A 20655-nucleotide genomic window follows, 5' to 3' on the forward strand; every position below is an offset into this window, starting at 1 on the left:
AAGGCGTGCCGCGTGTTGCCACGCGGCACGTAATCAGTCACGCATCTGCGCTGGCGCAATCACTTCGCGCGAGCCGTTGGTGTTCATCGAGGTGACCACGCCGGCCATTTCCATGGCTTCGATCATGCGGGCAGCGCGGTTGTAGCCAATCTTCAGCTTGCGCTGTACGGCGGAGATCGAGGCGCGGCGGCTTTCAAGCACGAACTGCACCGCTTCGTCGTAGAGCGCATCGGTCTCGGCATCATCGTCGCCACCGCCGCTGCCACCGTCGAAGCCGCTGCCGGCCTCTTCGACGCCGGCGAGGATGTCGTCGTTGTATTCCGGGGCCCCACGCAGTTTCCAGGCTTCCACCACACGGTGCACCTCATCGTCGGAGACGAACGCGCCGTGGACACGGATCGGCAAACTGGTGCCCGGCGGCATGTAGAGCATGTCACCGTGGCCCAGCAGTTGCTCGGCGCCGCCCTGGTCGATGATGGTCCGGGAATCGATCTTGCTCGACACCTGGAACGCCATGCGGGTCGGGATGTTGGCCTTGATCAGGCCGGTGATCACGTCCACCGACGGACGCTGGGTCGCGAGGATCAAGTGGATCCCGGCGGCCCGCGCCTTCTGGGCGATACGGGCGATCAGCTCTTCGACCTTCTTGCCGACGATCATCATCATGTCGGCAAATTCGTCGACCACCACCACGATGGTCGGCAATTTGGTCAACAGCGGCGCTTCGTCGTGGATGCTTTCACGCTTGTACAACGGGTCGGTCAGCGGCGTGCCGGCGTCCTGGGCTTCCTTGACCTTGGCGTTGAAGCCCGACAGGTTACGCACACCCATCTTCGCCATCAGCTTGTAGCGCCGCTCCATCTCGGCAACGCTCCAGCGCAGGGCGTTGGCCGCATCCTTCATGTCGGTCACCACCGGGCACAACAGGTGTGGAATGCCTTCGTAGATCGACAGCTCAAGCATTTTCGGGTCGATCATGATCAGCTTGGCGTCATCCGGGCCCGACTTGAACAGGATCGACAGGATCATCGCGTTCACACCCACCGACTTACCGGAACCGGTGGTACCGGCGACCAGCAAGTGGGGCATTTTCGCCAGGTCGGTGATCACCGGCTTGCCGCCGATGTCGTGGCCCAGGGCCAGGGTGACCGGCGACTTGAAGTTGTCGTACTCCGGGGTCGACAGCACTTCGGAGAAGCGCACGATCTGCCGGTCTTCGTTGGGAATCTCGATACCGACGGTGGTCTTGCCCGGAATCACTTCCACCACCCGCACGCTGGTCACGGCCAGCGAACGCGCCAGATCCTTGGCCAGGTTGGAAATGCGGCTGACCTTGACGCCGGCAGCCGGCTGGATTTCGTAGCGGGTAATCACCGGGCCCGGGTGGATCGAATCCACTGAGACTTCGACGCCGAATTCCTTGAGCTTGATTTCCAGCAGGTGGCCGACGGCCGCCAGGGACTCAGGGGAGTAATTGAGCTGTTTCTTTTCCGCAGGATCAAGAATCGAGATCGGCGGCAAGGTGCCTTCCACGGCGCTGTCGACAAACAACGGCGCCTGTTTCTCTTTCTGCACGCGGTGGCTCGGCTCGGGGGCCTTCGGCGGCGCAGGGGCAATCACCGGCGGCACTTGCTTCTCGCGGTCCGACATGTGCTTGGTCAGGGCCTGCTCGCGTTCGATCAGGCGTTCCTTGACCTTGGCCTGCTCACGCCGGTCCGGCGTGCTCGGGGCTACCACCTCGTTGACGCGGGTATCCACCTCGCGCAGTTGCGCAACCATGCGTTTGCGGTCCACCCGGGCCGACCACCAGCGATTGGCCGCGCCCTGGAACAGTTCGAGCAGGTCGAGGGTGATCTTGCCGGTCACGTCCATGACCTTGAACCAGGACAGGTCGGTAAACACGGTGAGGCCGAACAGGAACAGCGCGATGAACATCAGGGTGCTGCCCTGGATATTCAGGGTCCTGCGGGCCAGGTCGCCGAGGCTTTCGCCCAGAGCGCCGCCGGCACCGGCCGGCAGACCGGTAGGTGCATGGAAATGGATATGGGCCAGGGCCGCGCCGGACAACACCAGGAACACCAGGCCGATCAGGCGCCAGGAGAAAAGCCAGCCGCTCCATTGCCACGGCTCGTGACGCTGGCGGAAGATCTGCCAGGTCTTGATGGCCAGCAGCAACGGGAAGATGTAAGCGAAGTAACCCAGCACCATGAACAGGATGTCGGCGCTGTAGGAGCCGGCCGGACCACCGAAATTCTGCACGTCTTCGATCTTGCTGTTGTGGCTCCAGCCTGGATCGTCCTTGCCATAGGTGAGCAAGGCCATCATCAGGAACAGGCACAGCGCGCCGATGGCGATTAGTGCACCTTCCTTGAGTCGGTAGTGCAGGTGCTGGCGCCAGGCGGGCACGACTGCGGCTTTAGGTGTTGCGGCGGATTTCTTCAAAACGGGTCTTTTCCTGCGCCTTTAGCGCGTCCATCTGTTGAATGACTGCAAAACACTGCCCAATCCGGGCAGGTAAAAAATGAACGAGTGCCAGTGGAGCTACTTTTAACACCCTGCTACTGATTCATGAAACGGCGATAACGCCCCAATGGCCGCATTGTACGGGTTTGTGTGCGCGATGCCACGCACTTGGCCCTACGTTACACAGCATAGCCAATGTTCAATTTCATAACGTTCAATTTGAGCATGCATTGTCTTTACTGACAAAGGCTTATGAGCTGTTTTTGCCAATCCAGGCTAGCTTGCCGACCGACGTACGCGATTACGACCACGCCCCCGGCATAGAGTTGCAGAAACACCCGTTCATGCTTATCTGCACCGATCCCATGTTCGGGGTAGCCCCAGAGCGTTTCGTCGACAATAATCACAGCTCTTGCAACGGACAACATCGCCGTTTCCGCCCTCCCCTTCCGTAAGCCTGGATGCCATGCTGACCTGGTTACAACGCAACACCCTGACCTTCCCACCGCTGGCCAAGGCCATGCGCGAACCCAATGGCCTGCTCGCGGCCGGTGGCGACCTGTCGGCCGACCGCCTGATCCAGGCCTACCGCCACGGCTGCTTTCCCTGGTTCTCGGAAGGCCAGCCCATCCTCTGGTGGTCGCCCGACCCACGCACCGTACTGTTCCCCGATGAGCTGCACGTTTCCCGCAGCCTCGGCAAATTGTTGCGCCAGCAGCGTTACACGGTGACCTTCGACCAGGACTTCGCTGCGGTCATCCAGGCGTGCGCGGCGCCGCGCAGTTATGCCGATGGCACCTGGATCACCGAAGCCATGCAGAACGCCTACCTGCAACTGCACCAGCGCGGTTATGCGCATTCGGTGGAGGTGTGGGACGCGGGCGAACTGGTGGGCGGCCTGTACGGCCTGGCGATGGGCCAGTTGTTTTTCGGCGAGTCCATGTTCAGTCGCGCCGACAACGCCTCGAAATACGGCTTTGCCACCCTGGTTCGGCAACTACAGGCCTGGGGCTTTGTGCTGATCGACTGCCAGATGCCCACCGATCACCTGCACAGCCTCGGCGCCCGCGCCATTCCCCGCAGCGACTTCGCCAACTACCTGCGCGACCATTTGGACCAAACCAGCTCTGCTCCGTGGGTTTCCTAGGCGACTTCCCCACACCTGGCTTACACTTATTTCAAAGCTTATCCGAGGGTTGATCATGACCGAGTTGGCGCGTTTGAAGTTTTATGCCACTCAACCCCACTCATGCAGCTATCTGCCCGATGAGCAGGCCACCACGCTGTTCCTCGACCCCAGCCAGCCGATGGACGTGCATGTGTATGCCGATTTGTCGGAAATGGGCTTCCGGCGCAGCGGCGACCACCTTTACCGGCCGCACTGCCAGAACTGCAACGCCTGCGTACCGGCGCGCATCCCGGTGGCGCAGTTCCTTCCGGACCGCAACCAGAAACGCATCCTGAAGCGCAACGCCGACCTGACCGTTACCGCCACCAAACCCGGCTTCAGCGAAGAATATTTCGACCTTTACCAACGCTACATCGAACAGCGCCACGCCGACGGCGACATGTTCCCGCCCAGCCGCGACCAGTTTTCCACCTTCCTGGTGCGCGACCTGCCCTTCTCGCGTTTCTATGAGTTTCGGCTCGAGGGACGACTGGTGGCGGTCGCCGTGACTGACCTGCTGCCCAATGGCCTGTCGGCGGTCTACACCTTTTATGAGCCCGCCGAGGAACGGCGCAGCCTGGGACGCTTTGCGATCCTGTGGCAGATCGGTGAAGCCTTGCGCCTGGAATTGGAGGCGGTGTACCTCGGATACTGGATAAAAAACTGCAAAAAGATGAACTACAAGACCCAATATCGGCCCATTGAGCTGCTAATTAACCAAAGATGGGTCACGTTGAACTAGAACCTCTTGGCTTAAACACCCTTTTTCGGGCACAATGCACGCCGCTTTTGCCTGGCGCAGTTGCACCGGGCCATTCACTGGATACCGAGGGCTTTACTGCATGTCGAAAGAAGACAGCTTCGAAATGGAAGGCACTGTCGTCGACACCCTGCCCAACACCATGTTTCGTGTGGAGTTGGAAAATGGGCACGTCGTAACCGCGCATATCTCCGGCAAGATGCGCAAGAACTACATTCGTATTCTTACCGGTGACAAAGTGCGCGTCGAACTGACGCCCTATGACCTGAGCAAAGGGCGCATCACTTACCGCGCCCGTTAATCAAGTCAATACAAAACGCCCGGTTATGCCGGGCGTTTTTGTGTGCGCGCGATTTACCTGAAACCAGCAATCCCTTGTGGGAGCGGGCTTGCTCGCGAATGCAGCGTGTCAGTCATTGATTGTGTCGACTGGCACACCGCATTCGCGAGCAAGCCCGCTCCCACATTTGATCTCCATCGGGTTCAAGGCAGCAAAAAGGCGCCTCTCGGCGCCTTTTTGTTTTGTTGCGTCAGCTATCAGGCCATTTCAGCCGTGGTTTCGAAGTCGAAGGTCAGCTCGCCGTCCTTCAGATCGATATGCACCACGCCACCATGGTCTGCCAGTTCGCCAAACAGGATCTCTTCCGCCAGTGGGCGCTTGATCTTGTCCTGGATCAGGCGAGCCATTGGCCGAGCGCCCATTGCCGCGTCGTAGCCACCTTCCGCCAGCCAGTTGCGCGCCGCGTCCGAGACTTCCAGCTGCACGCGCTTGTCTTCCAACTGCGCCTGGAGCTCGGTGAGGAACTTGTCCACCACGCTTTTGATGACCTCATGGCTGAGGCGACCAAACTGGATGATGGTGTCCAGGCGGTTGCGGAATTCCGGCGTGAAACTCTTCTTGATCACTTCCATGGCGTCGGAAGAGTGATCCTGATGAGTAAAGCCAATGGAAGCCCGCGCGGCTGTTTCGGCACCGGCGTTGGTGGTCATGATCACGATCACGTTGCGGAAGTCCGCCTTGCGCCCGTTGTTGTCGGTCAGAGTGCCGTGGTCCATGACCTGCAACAGCAGGTTGAAGACTTCCGGGTGCGCCTTCTCGATTTCATCGAGCAGCAGTACGCAATGTGGCTGCTTGGTGATCGCCTCGGTCAACAGGCCGCCCTGGTCGAAGCCGACATAGCCCGGAGGCGCACCGATCAGGCGCGAGACGGTGTGACGCTCCATGTACTCGGACATGTCGAAACGCACCAGCTCGATCCCCATGGCCTTGGCCAATTGCCGCGCCGCTTCGGTCTTGCCGACGCCGGTAGGCCCGGCGAACAGGAACGAACCGACCGGCTTGTCCGGCGACTTGAGGCCAGCGCGGGACAGCTTGATCGCGGTGGACAGCGAGTCGATGGCTGCATCCTGACCAAACACGGTCAGCTTGAGGTCGCGCTCCAGGTTACGCAGCAGCTCCCGATCGGAGGTGTTGACGTGTTTTGGCGGAATCCGCGCGATCTTCGCCACGATATCCTCGACCTGAGGCACGTCGATGCGTTTCACACGCTTCTCTACCGGCTGCAGGCGCTGGTAGGCACCCGCCTCGTCGATCACGTCGATGGCCTTGTCCGGCATGTGCCGGTCATTGATGTAGCGCGATGCCAGCTCGGCGGCTGCACGCAGCGCCTCATCGGTGTACTCGATGCCATGGTGCGCTTCAAAGCGCCCCTTGAGCCCGCGCAGGATGCCAATGGTGTCTTCTACCGAAGGCTCGGACACATCCACTTTCTGGAAGCGGCGCGCCAGGGCACGGTCTTTTTCGAAGATCCCGCGGAATTCCTGGAACGTGGTCGAACCGATGCAACGGATATCGCCCGAAGACAGCAGCGGCTTGAGCAGGTTCGACGCATCCATCACGCCACCGGAAGCCGCACCGGCACCGATGATGGTGTGGATTTCGTCAATGAACAGGATCGCCTGCGGGCGTTTTTTCAGCTCGCCGAGCAACGCCTTGAAGCGCTTCTCGAAATCGCCACGGTACTTGGTCCCGGCGAGCAATGCGCCCAGGTCAAGGGAGTAGACGACGCTGTTGGCCAGCAGGTCGGGCACCTGGTTATCAACAATGCGTTTGGCCAGGCCTTCGGCAATCGCGGTTTTACCCACGCCTGCCTCACCGACCAACAACGGGTTGTTCTTGCGGCGACGCGCCAGGATCTGCGCCACGCGCTCAACTTCCAGCTCACGCCCTACCAGCGGATCGATCCGCCCCTGGCGCGCCAGTTCGTTGAGGTTGCTGGCATAAGCGTCCAGCGGGTTGCTCGAAGAAGAAGACTCACCGCCCTCGTCATCCTGCATATCCTGCTCACCTTCCGAGTGATCGCCATGCCCTGGCACCTTGGAAATGCCATGGGCGATGTAGTTGACGACGTCAATGCGGGCAACGCTTTGCTGCTTGAGCAGGAAGACGGCCTGGCTTTCCTGCTCGCTGAAGATCGCCACGAGCACATTGGCCCCTGTGACTTCGCGCTTGCCGGAGCTCTGTACGTGGAAAACGGCACGCTGCAGTACCCGCTGGAAGCCCAGGGTTGGCTGGGTCTCGCGGTCCTCGTCATGAACGGGGATCAACGGCGTGGTGGAGTCGATAAACTCCTGCAGGTCATGCTTGAGTTTGTCGAGATTGGCACCACACGCACGCAGTACGGTGGCGGCAGCTTCGTTATCCAAAAGTGCCAGCAGCAGGTGCTCGACGGTCATGAATTCATGACGCTTCGAACGGGCCTCCTTGAAGGCAAGATTGAGGGTGACTTCGAGCTCGCGGTTTAACATAGCTTCACCTCATACCCAAGTGGTCGGAGTTAACCGTCCTTCTCGATTTCACAGAGTAGCGGATGCTGGCTTTCCCTGGCGTACTGGTTGACCTGCATGGCCTTTGTCTCGGCGATGTCGCGGGTAAACACTCCACATACTGCCCGTCCTTCTGTGTGAACGGCCAGCATTACCTTGGTCGCCAACTCGCGGTTCAGGTTAAAAAACACCTCGAGTACTTCGACGACGAAATCCATCGGTGTGTAGTCATCATTGAACAAAACCACCTTGTACATCGGCGGCGCCTGTAAAGCAGGCTTGGCCTCCTGGACAGCAATGCCTGCAGAACCGTCGTCGTCTTCTTGATGATCCGGGCGATCCTGATTGAATGTTAGTCGAATCTGGCTGATTGCATGCATGGAAAGAAAGGTTCGTCAGTGGTTCAAATACAGTGGTGGGGGCGACCTGTCAGAATTTCAACTCTGACCGACTGGTCGCCTTGACTATCGGCAAATCAGTGTTACAACCAATAGAACCCACAGTGGGTAAAAAAGGTCCGCGCAGTCAACCTTATTTATTCGGGTTAGGACGGATAAACTGGATGATACTCCAGTGATGGAGTCTGGTGCAGAGGGATATGGGCATGGCGAGCGGTAAGGTCAAGTGGTTCAACAATGCCAAGGGTTACGGCTTCATCAACGAAGACGACAAGACTGACGACCTATTTGCGCATTACTCGGCTATCCAAATGGATGGCTACAAGACACTAAAGGCAGGGCAACCGGTTTCCTTCGACATCATTCAGGGACCCAAGGGCTTGCACGCAGTGAATATCAGCGCTCCAGTCAGCGCCACTACCCCCAAAGAGGGCGTCGCTCAAAAATCAAAAAGACAACTGGCCTGATCAGCCACTGAGCAAACGCTCTAAAAAAAACCGGCCCATAAGGCCGGTTTTTTACGCCCCTGTATCAGCTTACATATGCGAAATCAGCGCATCCCCGAACGCCGACGACGACAGCAACTTGGCGCCGTCCATCAAGCGGTGGAAGTCATAGGTCACGGTCTTGGCCGAAATTGCGCCGTTGGTGCCCTTGATGATCAGGTCGGCCGCTTCGGTCCAGCCCATGTGGCGCAACATCATTTCCGCCGACAGGATCAACGAACCCGGGTTGACCTGGTCCTTGCCGGCATACTTCGGCGCAGTACCGTGGGTGGCTTCGAACATCGCCACGGTGTCGGACAGGTTGGCGCCCGGCGCAATACCGATACCGCCCACTTCCGCCGCCAGGGCGTCGGACAGATAGTCACCGTTAAGATTAAGGGTGGCGATCACGTCGTATTCGGCCGGGCGCAGCAGGATCTGCTGGAGCATGGCGTCGGCAATGGCGTCCTTGACCACCACATTCTTGCCGGTGCGCGGGTTCTTGAATTGCATCCACGGGCCGCCATCCAACAGGGTCGCACCGAACTCTTCGGCCGCCACTTCGTAGGCCCATTCCTTGAAGGCACCTTCGGTGAACTTCATGATGTTGCCTTTGTGCACAATGGTCAGCGAGTCGCGGTCGTTATCCACGACATACTGCAAGGCCTTGCGCGCCAGGCGCTTGGTGCCTTCCAGGGACACCGGCTTGATGCCGATCCCGCAGTTCTGGTCGAAACGGATCTTGGTGACGCCCATCTCTTCCTTCAGGAACTTGATGACCTTGATCGCTTCCGGGGAGCCGGCTTTCCACTCGATGCCGGCGTAAATATCCTCGGAGTTCTCGCGGAAGATGGTCATGTCCACATCGCCTGGCTTCTTGACCGGGCTTGGCACGCCTTCGAACCAGCGCACCGGGCGCAGGCACACGTAAAGGTCGAGCTGTTGGCGCAGGGCCACGTTCAGCGAACGGATACCGCCACCGACTGGGGTGGTCAACGGGCCCTTGATGGAAACCACGTAGTCCTTGACCGCATCCAGGGTTTCCTGGGGCAGCCAGGTGTCCTGGTCGTAAACCTGGGTGGCCTTTTCGCCGGCATACACCTCCATCCAGGAGATTTTGCGCTTGCCGCCATAAGCCTTGTTAACAGCTGCATCGACCACCTTGATCATCACCGGGCTGATGTCGACGCCAATACCGTCACCCTCGATGAAGGGGATGATCGGGCTGTCAGGAACATTGAGAGAATGGTCTGCATTGACGGTGATTTTGTCGCCGACTGCCGGAACCTGAATCTTCTTGTATCCCATGCTGAACTCCATCTATGGATTGAACATCTGGCTGCGTTCGAGCCTACTCCAGATAAATGAGGACTGAAACCTCAGGCCCTGCACATTTGCGTCGAAAACAGCACATTTAGCGGCCTACAAGCTTGAAAGCAAAGGGAAAAGCGCCAATCTTGAGCACATCATGCGACTTTAGGCGCAACCCGCTGCCTGCGACCTTTAGACCAATGGACGACACACCTTTTGTATGAAGGCTCGGCGTAAGCATAGCGACCTATGTATAATGCCGCCGCTGACCAAAGAGTCACGACGGCCGACCGCTCTAGACAGACGCCCTCCGCCAGAAAAGCCGAGCTACTACAGTAGCTCACCCGCTTGACGCTCGACTGATGCAACCCAACATCACCGCGAAGAAACTTCGACATTTCGCTCATGGATGACTTTGAACGAACGCGCTTTACCCGGCGCATCTCGAGTTTCTGCGCATGCTTTCAGCAAAGAAGAGAGTTAATCCGAATATGCCCACCCGCTCGAAGATCATCTACACCTTCACCGACGAAGCCCCAGCCCTCGCCACCTATTCACTGCTGCCTATCGTAGAGGCCTTCACCGCTTCCGCTGATATTGCCGTGGAAACCCGCGACATTTCCCTGGCCGCGCGCATCCTCGCAAGCTTCCCCGAGCAACTGGGCGCCAAGGCCGTGCCGGACCACCTCGCCGAACTGGGCGACCTGGCCGTTACCCCTGAAGCCAACATCATCAAGCTGCCGAACATCAGTGCCTCGACCCCTCAGCTGCAAGCTGCGATCAAGGAACTGCAGGCCCAGGGCTACGCCCTGCCGGACTACCCGGAAACCGTAACCACCGACGCGGAAAAAGAAACCCGTGCACGTTACGACAAGGTCAAGGGCAGCGCCGTGAACCCGGTACTGCGCGAAGGCAACTCCGACCGCCGCGCCCCGCTGTCGGTCAAGAACTACGCTCGCAAGCACCCGCACAAAATGGGTGCCTGGGCTGCCGACTCCAAGTCCCACGTTGCCCACATGAGCAACGGCGACTTCTACGGCAGCGAGAAAGCCGTTCAGATCGAAGGCGCTGATGCCGTCAAGATCGAACTGATCGCCAAGGACGGTACTGCTACCGTCCTGAAGGAAAAAACCAGCGTACAAGCTGGCGAGATCATCGACACCGCCGTGCTGAGCAAGAAAGCCCTGCGCAGCTTCATCGCCGCTGAAATCGAAGACGCCAAGAAACAAGGCGTGCTGCTGTCGGTTCACCTGAAAGCCACCATGATGAAGGTTTCCGACCCGATCATGTTCGGCCAGATCGTTGCCGAGTTCTATAAAGACGCGCTGGCCAAGCACGCTGTGGTGCTGGAGCAGATCGGCTTCAACCTGAACAACGGCATCGGCGACCTGTACGCTCGCATCAAGGCCCTGCCGGCCGATCAGCAAGCGCAGATCGAAGCCGACATCCAGGCGGTATACGCTGCTCGCCCTTCCCTGGCGATGGTCAACTCCGACAAAGGCATCACCAACCTGCACGTGCCGAGCGACGTCATCGTCGACGCATCGATGCCTGCCATGATCCGTGACTCCGGCAAGATGTGGGGCACCGACGGCCAGCTGCACGACACCAAGGCTGTGATCCCGGATCGCTGCTACGCCACTATCTACCAGGCAGTGATCGAAGACTGCAAGGCCAATGGCGCCTTCGACCCAACCACCATGGGCAGCGTGCCCAACGTTGGCCTGATGGCGAAAAAAGCCGAAGAGTACGGCTCCCACGACAAGACCTTCCAGATCAAGGCTGACGGCGTAGTCCGCGTCACCGACAGCAAGGGCAACCTGCTGATGGAACAGGCTGTTGAAGCCGGCGACATCTTCCGCATGTGCCAGACCAAAGACGCGCCGATCCAGGACTGGGTCAAACTGGCCGTCAACCGCGCCCGCGCCAGCAACACCCCGGCCATCTTCTGGCTGGACCCACAGCGCGCGCACGACGGCGTCGTGGTCGAGAAAGTTCAGGCTTACCTGAAAGACCACAACACCGAAGGCCTGGACATCCGCATCATGTCGCCGGTCGACGCGATGAAGTTCACCCTGGAACGCACCCGCAAGGGCCTGGACACCATCTCGGTGACCGGCAACGTTCTGCGCGACTACCTGACCGACCTGTTCCCGATCATGGAACTGGGCACCAGCGCCAAGATGCTGTCGATCGTGCCGCTGATGAACGGTGGCGGCCTGTTCGAAACCGGCGCTGGCGGCTCGGCTCCGAAGCATGTGCAGCAACTGGTTGAAGAGAACTTCCTGCGCTGGGATTCCCTGGGCGAGTTCCTGGCCCTGGCCGCATCCCTCGAGCATTTGGGTGTGACGTACAACAACCCGAAAGCCCTGGTACTGTCCAAGACCCTGGACCAGGCCACCGGCCAGTTCCTCGACAACAACAAGTCGCCATCGCGTAAAGTCGGCAACATCGACAACCGCGGCAGCCACTTCTACCTGGCGCTGTACTGGGCTCAAGCCCTGGCGGCCCAGACCGAAGACACTGCATTGCAAGCGCAGTTTGGCGAACTGGCCAAGACCCTGACCGCGAATGAGGCAACCATCGTTGCCGAGCTCAACGCTGTCCAGGGCAAGCCAGTGGACATCGGTGGCTACTACGCACCGAACGCCGAGCTGACCAGCAAGGCCATGCGCCCAAGCGCCACCCTCAACGCGGCAATCGCTGCGCTGGTGTAAGGTTGTAAGGATGCAAAGAAGCCCCGGCCCTGTGCCGGGGTTTCTGTTTCTGGACATGGCGCTTTTATTGAAGAAACCCAATCAAAATGTGGGAGCGGGCTTGCTCGCGAATGCGGTGGATCAGTCAATACGTCTTTAACTGACACGCCGTATTCGCGAGCAAGCCCGCTCCCACACTGAATGCAATCGCGCCTGAAGACAGCGTTACACCTTGAATCGAGGCACTTTATGACCTGGCTCCCCCACATCACCGTCGCCACCATCGTCGAAGACAACGGCCGCTTCCTGATGGTCGAAGAACTCAAGGGCGGCCGCGCCGTGCTCAACCAGCCCGCCGGCCACCTCGACCCGAACGAAACCCTGACCGAGGCCGCCGTGCGCGAAACCCTCGAAGAGACCGGCTGGGACGTCGAAGCCACCGGGATTGTCGGGATTTACCTGTACACCGCTCCCAGCAATGGCGTGACCTATCAGCGCGTATGCTTCATCGCCAAGGCCCTGCAACACCACCCGGACTACCCACTGGACGACGGTATTCTGCGCGCCCGCTGGCTGACCCGTGACGAATTGATGGCCCTGCGCGAAGACTGGCGCAGCGAGCTGATCATCCGCTGCATCGACGATTATCTGGCCGGCCAGCGCCACAGCCTCGAATTGATCCGCCCTTCTCTTTAGCCTTGCAGACGCGAGCCTGCTAGAATCGCGTCCTTTTTAAAGACTCCCGTTGAAATCCTATGCGTGATCCAGCCCCTTCTGACACACAAAAGAAGCGCGTCATCGTCGGTATGTCCGGCGGCGTGGATTCTTCCGTTTCCGCCGTTCTGCTCATGGAGCAGGGTTATGAGGTGGAAGGCCTGTTCATGAAGAACTGGGAAGAAGACGATGGAACGGAATATTGCACCGCCATGGACGACTTGGCGGATGCCCAGGCCGTCTGCGACAAAATCGGCATCAAGCTGCACACCGCCAACTTCGCCGCCGAGTACTGGGACAACGTGTTCGAGCACTTCCTGGCCGAATACAAGGCCGGTCGCACGCCGAACCCGGACATCCTGTGTAACCGCGAGATCAAGTTCAAGGCGTTCCTCGACTACGCGATGATCCTCGGTGCCGATCTGATTGCTACTGGCCACTACGTGCGCCGTCGCGACATCGATGGCCGCACCGAACTGCTCAAGGGCCTGGACGCCAACAAGGACCAGAGCTACTTCCTGCACGCCGTCGGCGGCGAACAGATCGCCAAGACCCTGTTCCCGGTGGGCGAGCTGGAAAAACCCGAAGTGCGCGCCATTGCCGAGAAACACGGCCTGGCCACCGCCAAGAAGAAGGATTCCACCGGGATCTGCTTTATCGGCGAGCGCCGTTTCAGCGACTTCCTCAAGCAGTACCTGCCGGCGCAACCGGGCGAGATCAAGACCACCGAAGGCGAGATCATCGGCCGTCACCACGGCTTGATGTACCACACCATCGGCCAGCGCCAGGGCCTGGGCATCGGCGGCTTGAAAGACGCCGGCGAAGAGCCGTGGTACGTGCTGGTCAAGGACCTCGAGCACAACGAGCTGATCGTGGGCCAGGGCAATGACCACCCATGGCTGTTCTCCCGCGCCCTGCTGGCCTCGGACATCTACTGGGTCAACCCGGTGGACCTCAGCAGCCCGCGCCGCCTCACGGCCAAAGTGCGCTATCGCCAGAGCGACCAGCCCTGCACCCTGGAAAAAACCGCCACCGGCTATCGCGCCACCTTCGACGACCCGCAGCGCGCCGTAACACCGGGCCAATCGGTAGTGTTCTACGACGGAGAGATTTGCCTGGGGGGCGGTGTGATCGAAGTTGCCGAACCCTGGAGCAGCCAGGCATGAGCCCGACCCAGGAGCAACTGACGGCACTGGGCGGCGTGTTTCTCGCCGCGGTGCTGGTGGACAAGATCGCCAAGACCGGCCAGGTCACCGAGGCAGGCCTGACCTGCATGCTCGGCAGCCTGCTGATCCGCGACCCGAAGGACACCCTGGAAGTGTACGGCGGCGATGACCTGGCCCTGCGCGAAGGTTATCGCGCACTGGTCGGCGCCCTCGAGCGCGATCCAAGCACCTTGCAGCGCGAGCCGCTGCGCTACGCCCTGTCGATGCTCGGCCTGGAGCGTCAATTGGCCAAGCGCGACGACCTGCTGGACACCATCGGCAAGCGCCTGCCGCAGATCCAGTCCCAGGTCGAGCATTTTGGCCCGGCCCACGAAAACGTGATCGCAGCCTGTGGCGCCCTGTACCAGGACACCCTAAGTACCTTGCGCCAGCGGATCCAGGTGCACGGCGATATGCGCAACCTGCAACAACCGAACAACGCCTCGAAAATCCGCGCCCTGCTGTTGGCCGGTATTCGTTCGGCGCGGTTATGGCGCCAATTGGGCGGTCATCGCTGGCAGTTGGTGGTCAGCCGACGCAAATTGCTGAAAGAGCTTTACCCGTTGATGCGCAACGAATAAGTCGCAGCAACCGATTTTTTTATAGCCCCACGCGTAATACGCCGGTCAGTTGGCAACGGACCGGCGGATTTTTTCATGTATGATACGCGCCCCATTTCGTTGCCCGACTGTCCGAGAACACCCCATGCAGCTTTCTTCGCTCACTGCGGTTTCCCCTGTTGACGGCCGCTACGCCGGCAAAACCCAGGCCCTGCGCCCTATTTTCAGCGAATACGGCTTGATCCGTGCTCGTGTTCTGGTTGAAGTGCGCTGGCTCCAGCGCCTGGCCGCTCACCCTGGCATCAGCGAAGTGCCGGCGTTCTCTGCCGAAGCCAACGCTGTGCTGAACGCCCTGGCGGAAAACTTCGCTCTGGAGCACGCCGAGCGTGTCAAAGAGATCGAGCGCACCACCAACCACGACGTTAAAGCCATCGAATACCTGCTCAAAGAGCAAGCGGCCAAGCTGCCGGAACTGGCCAAGGTCAGCGAGTTCATCCACTTTGCCTGCACCAGCGAGGACATCAACAACCTGTCCCACGCCCTGATGCTGCGCGAAGGCCGTGATGACGTGATGCTGCCACTGATGCGCCAGACTGCCGACGCCATCCGCGAACTGGCGATCCGTTTCGCCGACGTTCCGATGCTGTCGCGCACCCACGGCCAGCCGGCTTCGCCGACCACCCTAGGTAAAGAACTGGCCAACGTGGTGTACCGCCTGGAGCGCCAGATCGCTCAAGTCGCGGCCGTACCGCTGCTGGGCAAGATCAACGGCGCCGTAGGCAACTACAACGCCCACCTGTCGGCCTATCCTGAGATCGACTGGGAAGAAAACGCCCGCGCCTTCATCGAAGACGAACTGGGCCTGGGTTTCAACCCGTACACCACGCAAATCGAACCCCACGACTACATCGCCGAGCTGTTCGACGCGATTGCGCGCTTCAACACCATCCTGATCGACTTCGATCGCGATATCTGGGGCTACATCTCCCTGGGCTACTTCAAGCAGCGCACCATTGCCGGCGAAATCGGTTCGTCGACCATGCCGCACAAGGTCAACCCGATCGACTTCGAAAACTCCGAAGGCAACCTCGGGATCGCCAACGCCCTGTTCCAGCACCTGGCCAGCAAGTTGCCAATCTCCCGCTGGCAGCGCGACCTGACCGACTCCACCGTACTGCGCAACCTCGGCGTGGGCTTCGCCCACAGCGTGATCGCGTACGAAGCCAGCCTCAAAGGCATCAGCAAACTGGAGCTCAACGAGCAGAAGATCGCCGCTGACCTGGACGCTTGCTGGGAAGTGCTGGCCGAGCCGATCCAGACCGTGATGCGCCGCTACAACATCGAAAACCCGTACGAGAAGCTCAAAGAGCTGACCCGCGGCAAGGGCATCACCTCCGAAGCGCTGCAAACTTTCATTGACGGCCTGGATATGCCAGCCGCCGCCAAAGCCGAGCTGAAACTGCTCACCCCGGCCAACTACATCGGCAACGCTGTGGCTCAAGCCAAACGCATCTGATAGAAGCTTGACCCTTTGAGACGCCCGGCAGCGCCGGGCGTTTTTATTCCCGTCTGAAAAGTGCTTTTTTTCAATAGGTTACACATGAATCCTGACATTCCTCTTCAACTTCTGGGCGGCATCACGGCACGGGAATTCCTGCGCGACTACTGGCAGAAAAAACCCCTGCTGATCCGCCAGGCCATCCCTGACTTCGAAAGCCCGATCGACGCCGACGAACTGGCCGGCCTGGCGCTGGAAGAAGAAGTCGAGTCGCGCCTGATCATCGAACACGGCGAACGCCCGTGGGAGTTGCGCCGCGGCCCGTTCGCCGAAGATGCCTTCAGCACCCTGCCCGAGCGCGAGTGGACCCTGCTGGTGCAGGCGGTCGACCAGTTCGTGCCGGAAGTGGCCGAACTGCTGGAAAACTTCCGCTTCCTGCCAAGCTGGCGCATTGACGATGTGATGATCAGCTACGCCGCCCCGGGTGGCAGCGTGGGCCCGCACTTCGACAACTACGACGTGTTCCTGCTGCAAGGTTCCGGCAAGCGCAACTGGAAGATCGGCCAGATGTGCAACTCCGAAAGCCCGCTGCTGCAACACGCGGACCTGCGCATCCTCGCTGAATTCGAAGAGACCGCCGAATGGGTGCTGGAACCGGGCGACATGCTCTACCTGCCGCCCCGCCTGGCCCACTGCGGCGTGGCCGTGGATGATTGCATGACCTACTCCGTAGGCTTCCGCGCCCCGAGCGCCGCTGAAGTGCTGACCCACTTCACCGACTTCCTCAGCCAGTACCTGACTGACGAAGAGCGCTACACCGACGCCGATGCCCAGCCGGTCAGCGACCCGCACCAGATCCAGGGCGACGCCCTCGACCGCCTGAAAAGCCTGTTGGCCGAGCACATGAGCGACGAGCGCATGCTGCTGACCTGGTTCGGCCAGTTCATGACCGAGCCGCGCTACCCGGAACTGGTCGCCGGCCCGGAAGTTGAAGAAGAAGACCTGCTGGGCAGCCTGGAAAACGGCGCCGTGCTGATCCGCAACCCGAGCGCCCGCCTGGCCTGGTCCGAAGTCGACGACGACCTGCTGCTGTTCGCCAGTGGCCAGAGCCGCCTGTTGCCGGGCAAGCTGCGGGAACTGCTGAAGCTGGTGTGCGCCGCCGACGCCCTGCACATCGACAACCTCGGCCCATGGCTGGCGGATGAAGATGGCTGCGCCCTGCTGTGGGAACTGGTCAAGCAAGGAAGCCTGGGGTTTGCCGATGAATAAGATTCACGTAAGTGTCGCGGACTGGCAAAAGGATATCGCCGAGATACGGCGCATTCGTGAAGCGGTATTTATCGCTGAACAATCGGTTCCACCGGAGCTGGAATGGGATGCAGACGACGCGAGTGCCGTGCATTTCCTGGCGTTCGAAGGCGACTTTCCCATCGGTACTGCACGCCTGCTGCCTACCGGCGAGATCGGCCGCGTGTCGGTTCTCAAAGACTGGCGCGGCCTGAAGGTCGGCGACAAGCTGATGGAAGCGGTGATCGGCGTGGCCGAGAAACGCGGCCAGACCCGGCAGATCCTCAGTGCACAGGTCCATGCGGCGCCGTTTTATGAGCGCCTGGGCTTCAAGATTGTCAGCGATGAGTTCCTGGAAGTCGGGATTCCTCACGTTGATATGGTGCGCGAGGGCTGATCCGAGACCGAGTCGCTCCCTTCGCAGGCAAGCCAGCTCCCACATTCGATCCAGTACATCCTTTGGAATGAGGTCAAATGTGGGAGCGGGCTTGCTCGCGAAGGCGCCATCAGCAACACCTCAAAAGGCCCTGCCATCCCCCGATGCCAGGGCCTTTTGCCGTCCAGGATTCAACTTGCGCCCCGCCAAGCCGACAAACTGGCAATATCTAGCCTAAATGACTCGCAGAGATAACGGACATGTCCCTACGCACCCTGCTCACCCTGTTGCTCCTGGCCACCAGTTTCTCGGTGATGGCCGCCACCGAAGTCGTGCCCCTGAGCAACCGCACCAGCGCCGACCTGCTGCCGGTGGCGCAGAACTTTATCGGCAAGGACGGCACCGTCAGCGCCTACGGCAACCAACTGATCGTGAACGCCGAGCCCGACAAGATCCAGGGCCTGCGCGCCCTGCTCGCGCAACTGGATACGCCCTCCAAACGCCTGTTGATCACCGTCGACACCAACGAAAACAACCAGCAGAGCAACGGCAACAATCAAACACAGGTCATCACCTACAGCACCGAAAGCCGTGACGGCGGGATCCAGCAGATCCAGGCCAGCGAAGGCGTACCCGCGCTGATCCAGGTCGGCCAGAGCGTGCCCCTCACCACCACCCAGCCCGATGCCTACGGCCGCCCGCAGAACCAGACCCAGTATCGCAACGTAACCCAGGGCTTCTACGTGACGGCCAGCGTCACCGGCGAGACCGTTCACCTGAGCATCAGTACCAATCGTGACCGCATGAGCCAGGAACGTCCCGATGTAGTGAACGTGCAAAGTACCGACACAACTGTCAGCGGACGCCTGGGCGAGTGGATCACCCTGGCCGGGATCAACCGCCAGACCCAGGCCGACAAAAGCACTACAACCCGCAGCTACTCTACTCAAGGGCGCGATGACCTGACATTGCGGGTCAAAGTCGACACGCTGAACTGAAGCACCAAAAACTGACTGGCGAGTCGCATTAGACTAAAGATGTAGTGCTTGAAAAAAAGCACTACAAAACATTTGACGATCCAAAAAAGCATGGGCATGATGGCCTCGCTCCCGCTAATCAGGGGCCCTGGCAAGGGCCTTCGGATCGTCGCTCAAAGCCACCCACCTGAGCCGATTCGTGTCTGTACCGCCAACAAGGTGTGTTTGACGAGGTTGCGACTGGAACGAAGTTGTCCCGAGGGACGGAAGCTAACCAGGTAACCCGGCAACACACTGATGGATCGTACAAAGGCCCACGACGCCCGAAGACTTTTCGCAGTTCGCCCTTACCTGCTCAACTCCCCCTTGAGCCTATCGTTCATCCCGTCGCCTTCCCCGCCGAGCCTGACTTGACCGCCTAAGCTTCTGGTCAGCGAGCAGCCATAACCACGCACTGATACGTGGCTGGCAAATGGAATTTTCCACCTAGACCTATGCGACGAGGTTTTTCCCCATGGCACTGACACGCGAACAGCAAATTGCAGCCCTTGAAAAAGACTGGGCTGAAAACCCACGCTGGAAAGGCGTGACCCGCGCTTATTCTGCTGCTGACGTCGTCCGCCTGCGTGGCTCGGTTCAACCTGAGCACACCTTTGCAAAACTCGGCGCCGAGAAGCTGTGGAAGCTGGTCACCCAGGGTGCCAAGCCGTCCTTCCGTCCCGAAAAAGATTTCGTCAACTGCATGGGCGCCCTGACTGGCGGCCAAGCGGTTCAACAGGTCAAAGCCGGTATCCAGGCGATCTACCTGTCTGGCTGGCAAGTGGCAGCGGACAACAACTCCGCTGAATCCATGTACCCCGACCAATCGCTGTACCCGGTGGACTCCGTGCCAACCGTGGTCAAGCGCATCAACAACTCGTTCCGCCGTGCCGACCAGATCCAGTGGAAAGCCGGTAAAGGCCCGGGCGATGAAGGCTACATCGACTACTTCGCACCGATCGTTGCAGACGCTGAAGCCGGTTTCGGCGGCGTACTGAACGCCTACGAGCTGATGAAGAGCATGATCGAGGCAGGCGCTGCCGGCGTTCACTTCGAAGACCAACTGGCTTCGGTGAAGAAATGCGGCCACATGGGCGGCAAGGTACTGGTTCCAACCCAGGAAGCTGTTCAGAAGCTGACGGCTGCTCGTCTGGCTGCTGACGTTGCTGGCACTCCGACCATCATCCTGGCCCGTACCGATGCCAACGCGGCTGATTTGCTGACCTCGGATTGCGACCCGTACGACCAGCCGTTCGTGACTGGCGAACGTACCCAGGAAGGTTTCTATAAAGTGCGCGCCGGTCTCGACCAGGCGATCGCTCGTGGCCTGGCCTACGCGCCGTACGCCGACCTGATCTGGTGCGAAACCGCCAAGCCGGACCTGGACGAAGCTCGCCGCTTTGCCGAAGCTATCAAGAAGGAATACCCGGACCAACTGCTGTCCTACAACTGCTCGCCTTCCTTCAACTGGAAGAAGAACCTGGACGACGCGACCATCGCCAAGTTCCAGCGTGAACTGTCTGCCATGGGCTACAAGCACCAATTCATCACCCTGGCCGGCATTCACAACATGTGGCACAGCATGTTCAACCTGGCGCACGACTACGCCCGCAACGACATGACTGCCTACGTGAAGCTGCAGGAACAAGAGTTCGCTGATGCTGCCAAGGGTTACACCTTTGTGGCGCACCAGCAGGAAGTGGGCACCGGTTACTTCGACGACATGACCACCGTGATCCAGGGCGGCACCTCGTCCGTGACTGCGCTGACCGGTTCGACCGAAGAAGAGCAGTTCCACTAAGTACTGAGTACACGGCCACTGCGGCCCCACGGAAGACCTAACCGCAGTGCCGCACGATCTGACGCCCCGACTGGTTCGGGGCGTTTTTTTG

General features: G+C 60.0%; 17 protein-coding genes. 13 read left to right on the top strand and 4 right to left on the bottom strand.

Annotation, left to right across the window (positions count from 1 at the left end):
• Positions 1–33: 33 nt before the first annotated feature.
• Positions 34–2442, bottom strand: a complete 2409-nt coding sequence (gene ftsK / locus JV201_RS18135; RefSeq protein ID WP_003219614.1) for a DNA translocase FtsK — start codon at positions 2440–2442, stop codon at positions 34–36.
• A gap of 487 nt (positions 2443–2929) precedes the next feature.
• Between ftsK and aat the strand changes: the two genes are divergently transcribed.
• The 3 genes from aat to infA all read left to right on the top strand — a co-directional run bounded on the left by aat (position 2930) and on the right by infA (position 4692).
• On the top strand, positions 2930–3610 hold the full coding sequence (aat, locus tag JV201_RS18140; protein WP_003219611.1) for a leucyl/phenylalanyl-tRNA--protein transferase: 681 nt from the start codon (positions 2930–2932) through the stop codon (positions 3608–3610).
• Positions 3611–3665: 55 nt separating this feature from the next.
• On the top strand, positions 3666–4373 hold the full coding sequence (locus JV201_RS18145; protein WP_003219609.1) for an arginyltransferase: 708 nt from the start codon (positions 3666–3668) through the stop codon (positions 4371–4373).
• Positions 4374–4473: 100 nt separating this feature from the next.
• On the top strand, positions 4474–4692 hold the full coding sequence (infA, locus tag JV201_RS18150) for a translation initiation factor IF-1 (RefSeq protein ID WP_002553999.1): 219 nt from the start codon (positions 4474–4476) through the stop codon (positions 4690–4692).
• Positions 4693–4928: 236 nt separating this feature from the next.
• On the opposite strand, the gene clpA is transcribed toward infA, so the two are convergent.
• Both clpA and clpS read right to left on the bottom strand, forming a co-directional pair.
• On the bottom strand, positions 4929–7199 hold the full coding sequence (clpA, locus tag JV201_RS18155; protein WP_003219606.1) for an ATP-dependent Clp protease ATP-binding subunit ClpA: 2271 nt from the start codon (positions 7197–7199) through the stop codon (positions 4929–4931).
• Positions 7200–7228: 29 nt separating this feature from the next.
• A complete protein-coding gene (gene clpS, locus JV201_RS18160; protein WP_003219604.1) occupies positions 7229–7597 on the bottom strand; it encodes an ATP-dependent Clp protease adapter ClpS in 369 nt (122 codons plus the stop codon).
• 224 nt (positions 7598–7821) lie between these two features.
• On the opposite strand from clpS, the gene cspD reads away from it, so the two are divergent.
• Positions 7822–8082: a cold shock domain-containing protein CspD gene (cspD, locus tag JV201_RS18165; protein WP_023658953.1), complete on the top strand. Its 261-nt coding sequence runs from the start codon at positions 7822–7824 to the stop codon at positions 8080–8082.
• Between the two features lie 69 nt (positions 8083–8151).
• On the opposite strand, the gene icd is transcribed toward cspD, so the two are convergent.
• Entirely contained in the window at positions 8152–9408 is a 1257-nt protein-coding gene (gene icd / locus JV201_RS18170) for an NADP-dependent isocitrate dehydrogenase (protein WP_219405843.1), read from the bottom strand.
• A 494-nt stretch (positions 9409–9902) separates the two neighbouring features.
• On the opposite strand from icd, the gene JV201_RS18175 reads away from it, so the two are divergent.
• From JV201_RS18175 to aceA, 9 genes are all read left to right on the top strand, one after another.
• Positions 9903–12128, top strand: coding sequence for an NADP-dependent isocitrate dehydrogenase (locus tag JV201_RS18175; protein WP_087693052.1), 2226 nt, complete (start codon positions 9903–9905; stop codon positions 12126–12128).
• 228 nt (positions 12129–12356) lie between these two features.
• Positions 12357–12803: an NUDIX hydrolase gene (locus JV201_RS18180; RefSeq protein ID WP_008431568.1), complete on the top strand. Its 447-nt coding sequence runs from the start codon at positions 12357–12359 to the stop codon at positions 12801–12803.
• Positions 12804–12862: 59 nt separating this feature from the next.
• Positions 12863–13987 carry a tRNA 2-thiouridine(34) synthase MnmA gene (gene mnmA / locus JV201_RS18185; RefSeq protein WP_003219588.1) on the top strand — a complete coding sequence of 375 codons (1125 nt, stop codon included), beginning with the start codon at positions 12863–12865 and terminating at the stop codon, positions 13985–13987.
• Entirely contained in the window at positions 13984–14607 is a 624-nt protein-coding gene (gene hflD / locus JV201_RS18190; protein WP_003219586.1) for a high frequency lysogenization protein HflD, read from the top strand. The genes mnmA and hflD overlap by 4 nt, the downstream gene beginning before the upstream one ends.
• Positions 14608–14731: 124 nt before the next feature.
• Complete coding sequence (gene purB, locus JV201_RS18195; protein ID WP_003219584.1) at positions 14732–16102, top strand: adenylosuccinate lyase; 1371 nt, start codon at positions 14732–14734, stop codon at positions 16100–16102.
• 84 nt (positions 16103–16186) lie between these two features.
• Positions 16187–17353 carry a cupin domain-containing protein gene (locus tag JV201_RS18200; protein ID WP_003219582.1) on the top strand — a complete coding sequence of 389 codons (1167 nt, stop codon included), beginning with the start codon at positions 16187–16189 and terminating at the stop codon, positions 17351–17353.
• Complete coding sequence (locus JV201_RS18205; RefSeq protein ID WP_003219580.1) at positions 17346–17768, top strand: GNAT family N-acetyltransferase; 423 nt, start codon at positions 17346–17348, stop codon at positions 17766–17768. Before JV201_RS18200 ends, JV201_RS18205 begins: the two co-directional genes overlap by 8 nt.
• 239 nt (positions 17769–18007) lie before the next feature.
• Entirely contained in the window at positions 18008–18745 is a 738-nt protein-coding gene (locus JV201_RS18210) for a secretin N-terminal domain-containing protein (RefSeq protein ID WP_003219578.1), read from the top strand.
• 493 nt (positions 18746–19238) lie between these two features.
• Entirely contained in the window at positions 19239–20564 is a 1326-nt protein-coding gene (gene aceA / locus JV201_RS18215) for an isocitrate lyase (protein ID WP_003219577.1), read from the top strand.
• Positions 20565–20655: the final 91 nt, after the last annotated feature.

Source organism: Pseudomonas sp. Colony2 (assembly GCF_019382755.1).
GTDB lineage: Bacteria > Pseudomonadota > Gammaproteobacteria > Pseudomonadales > Pseudomonadaceae > Aquipseudomonas.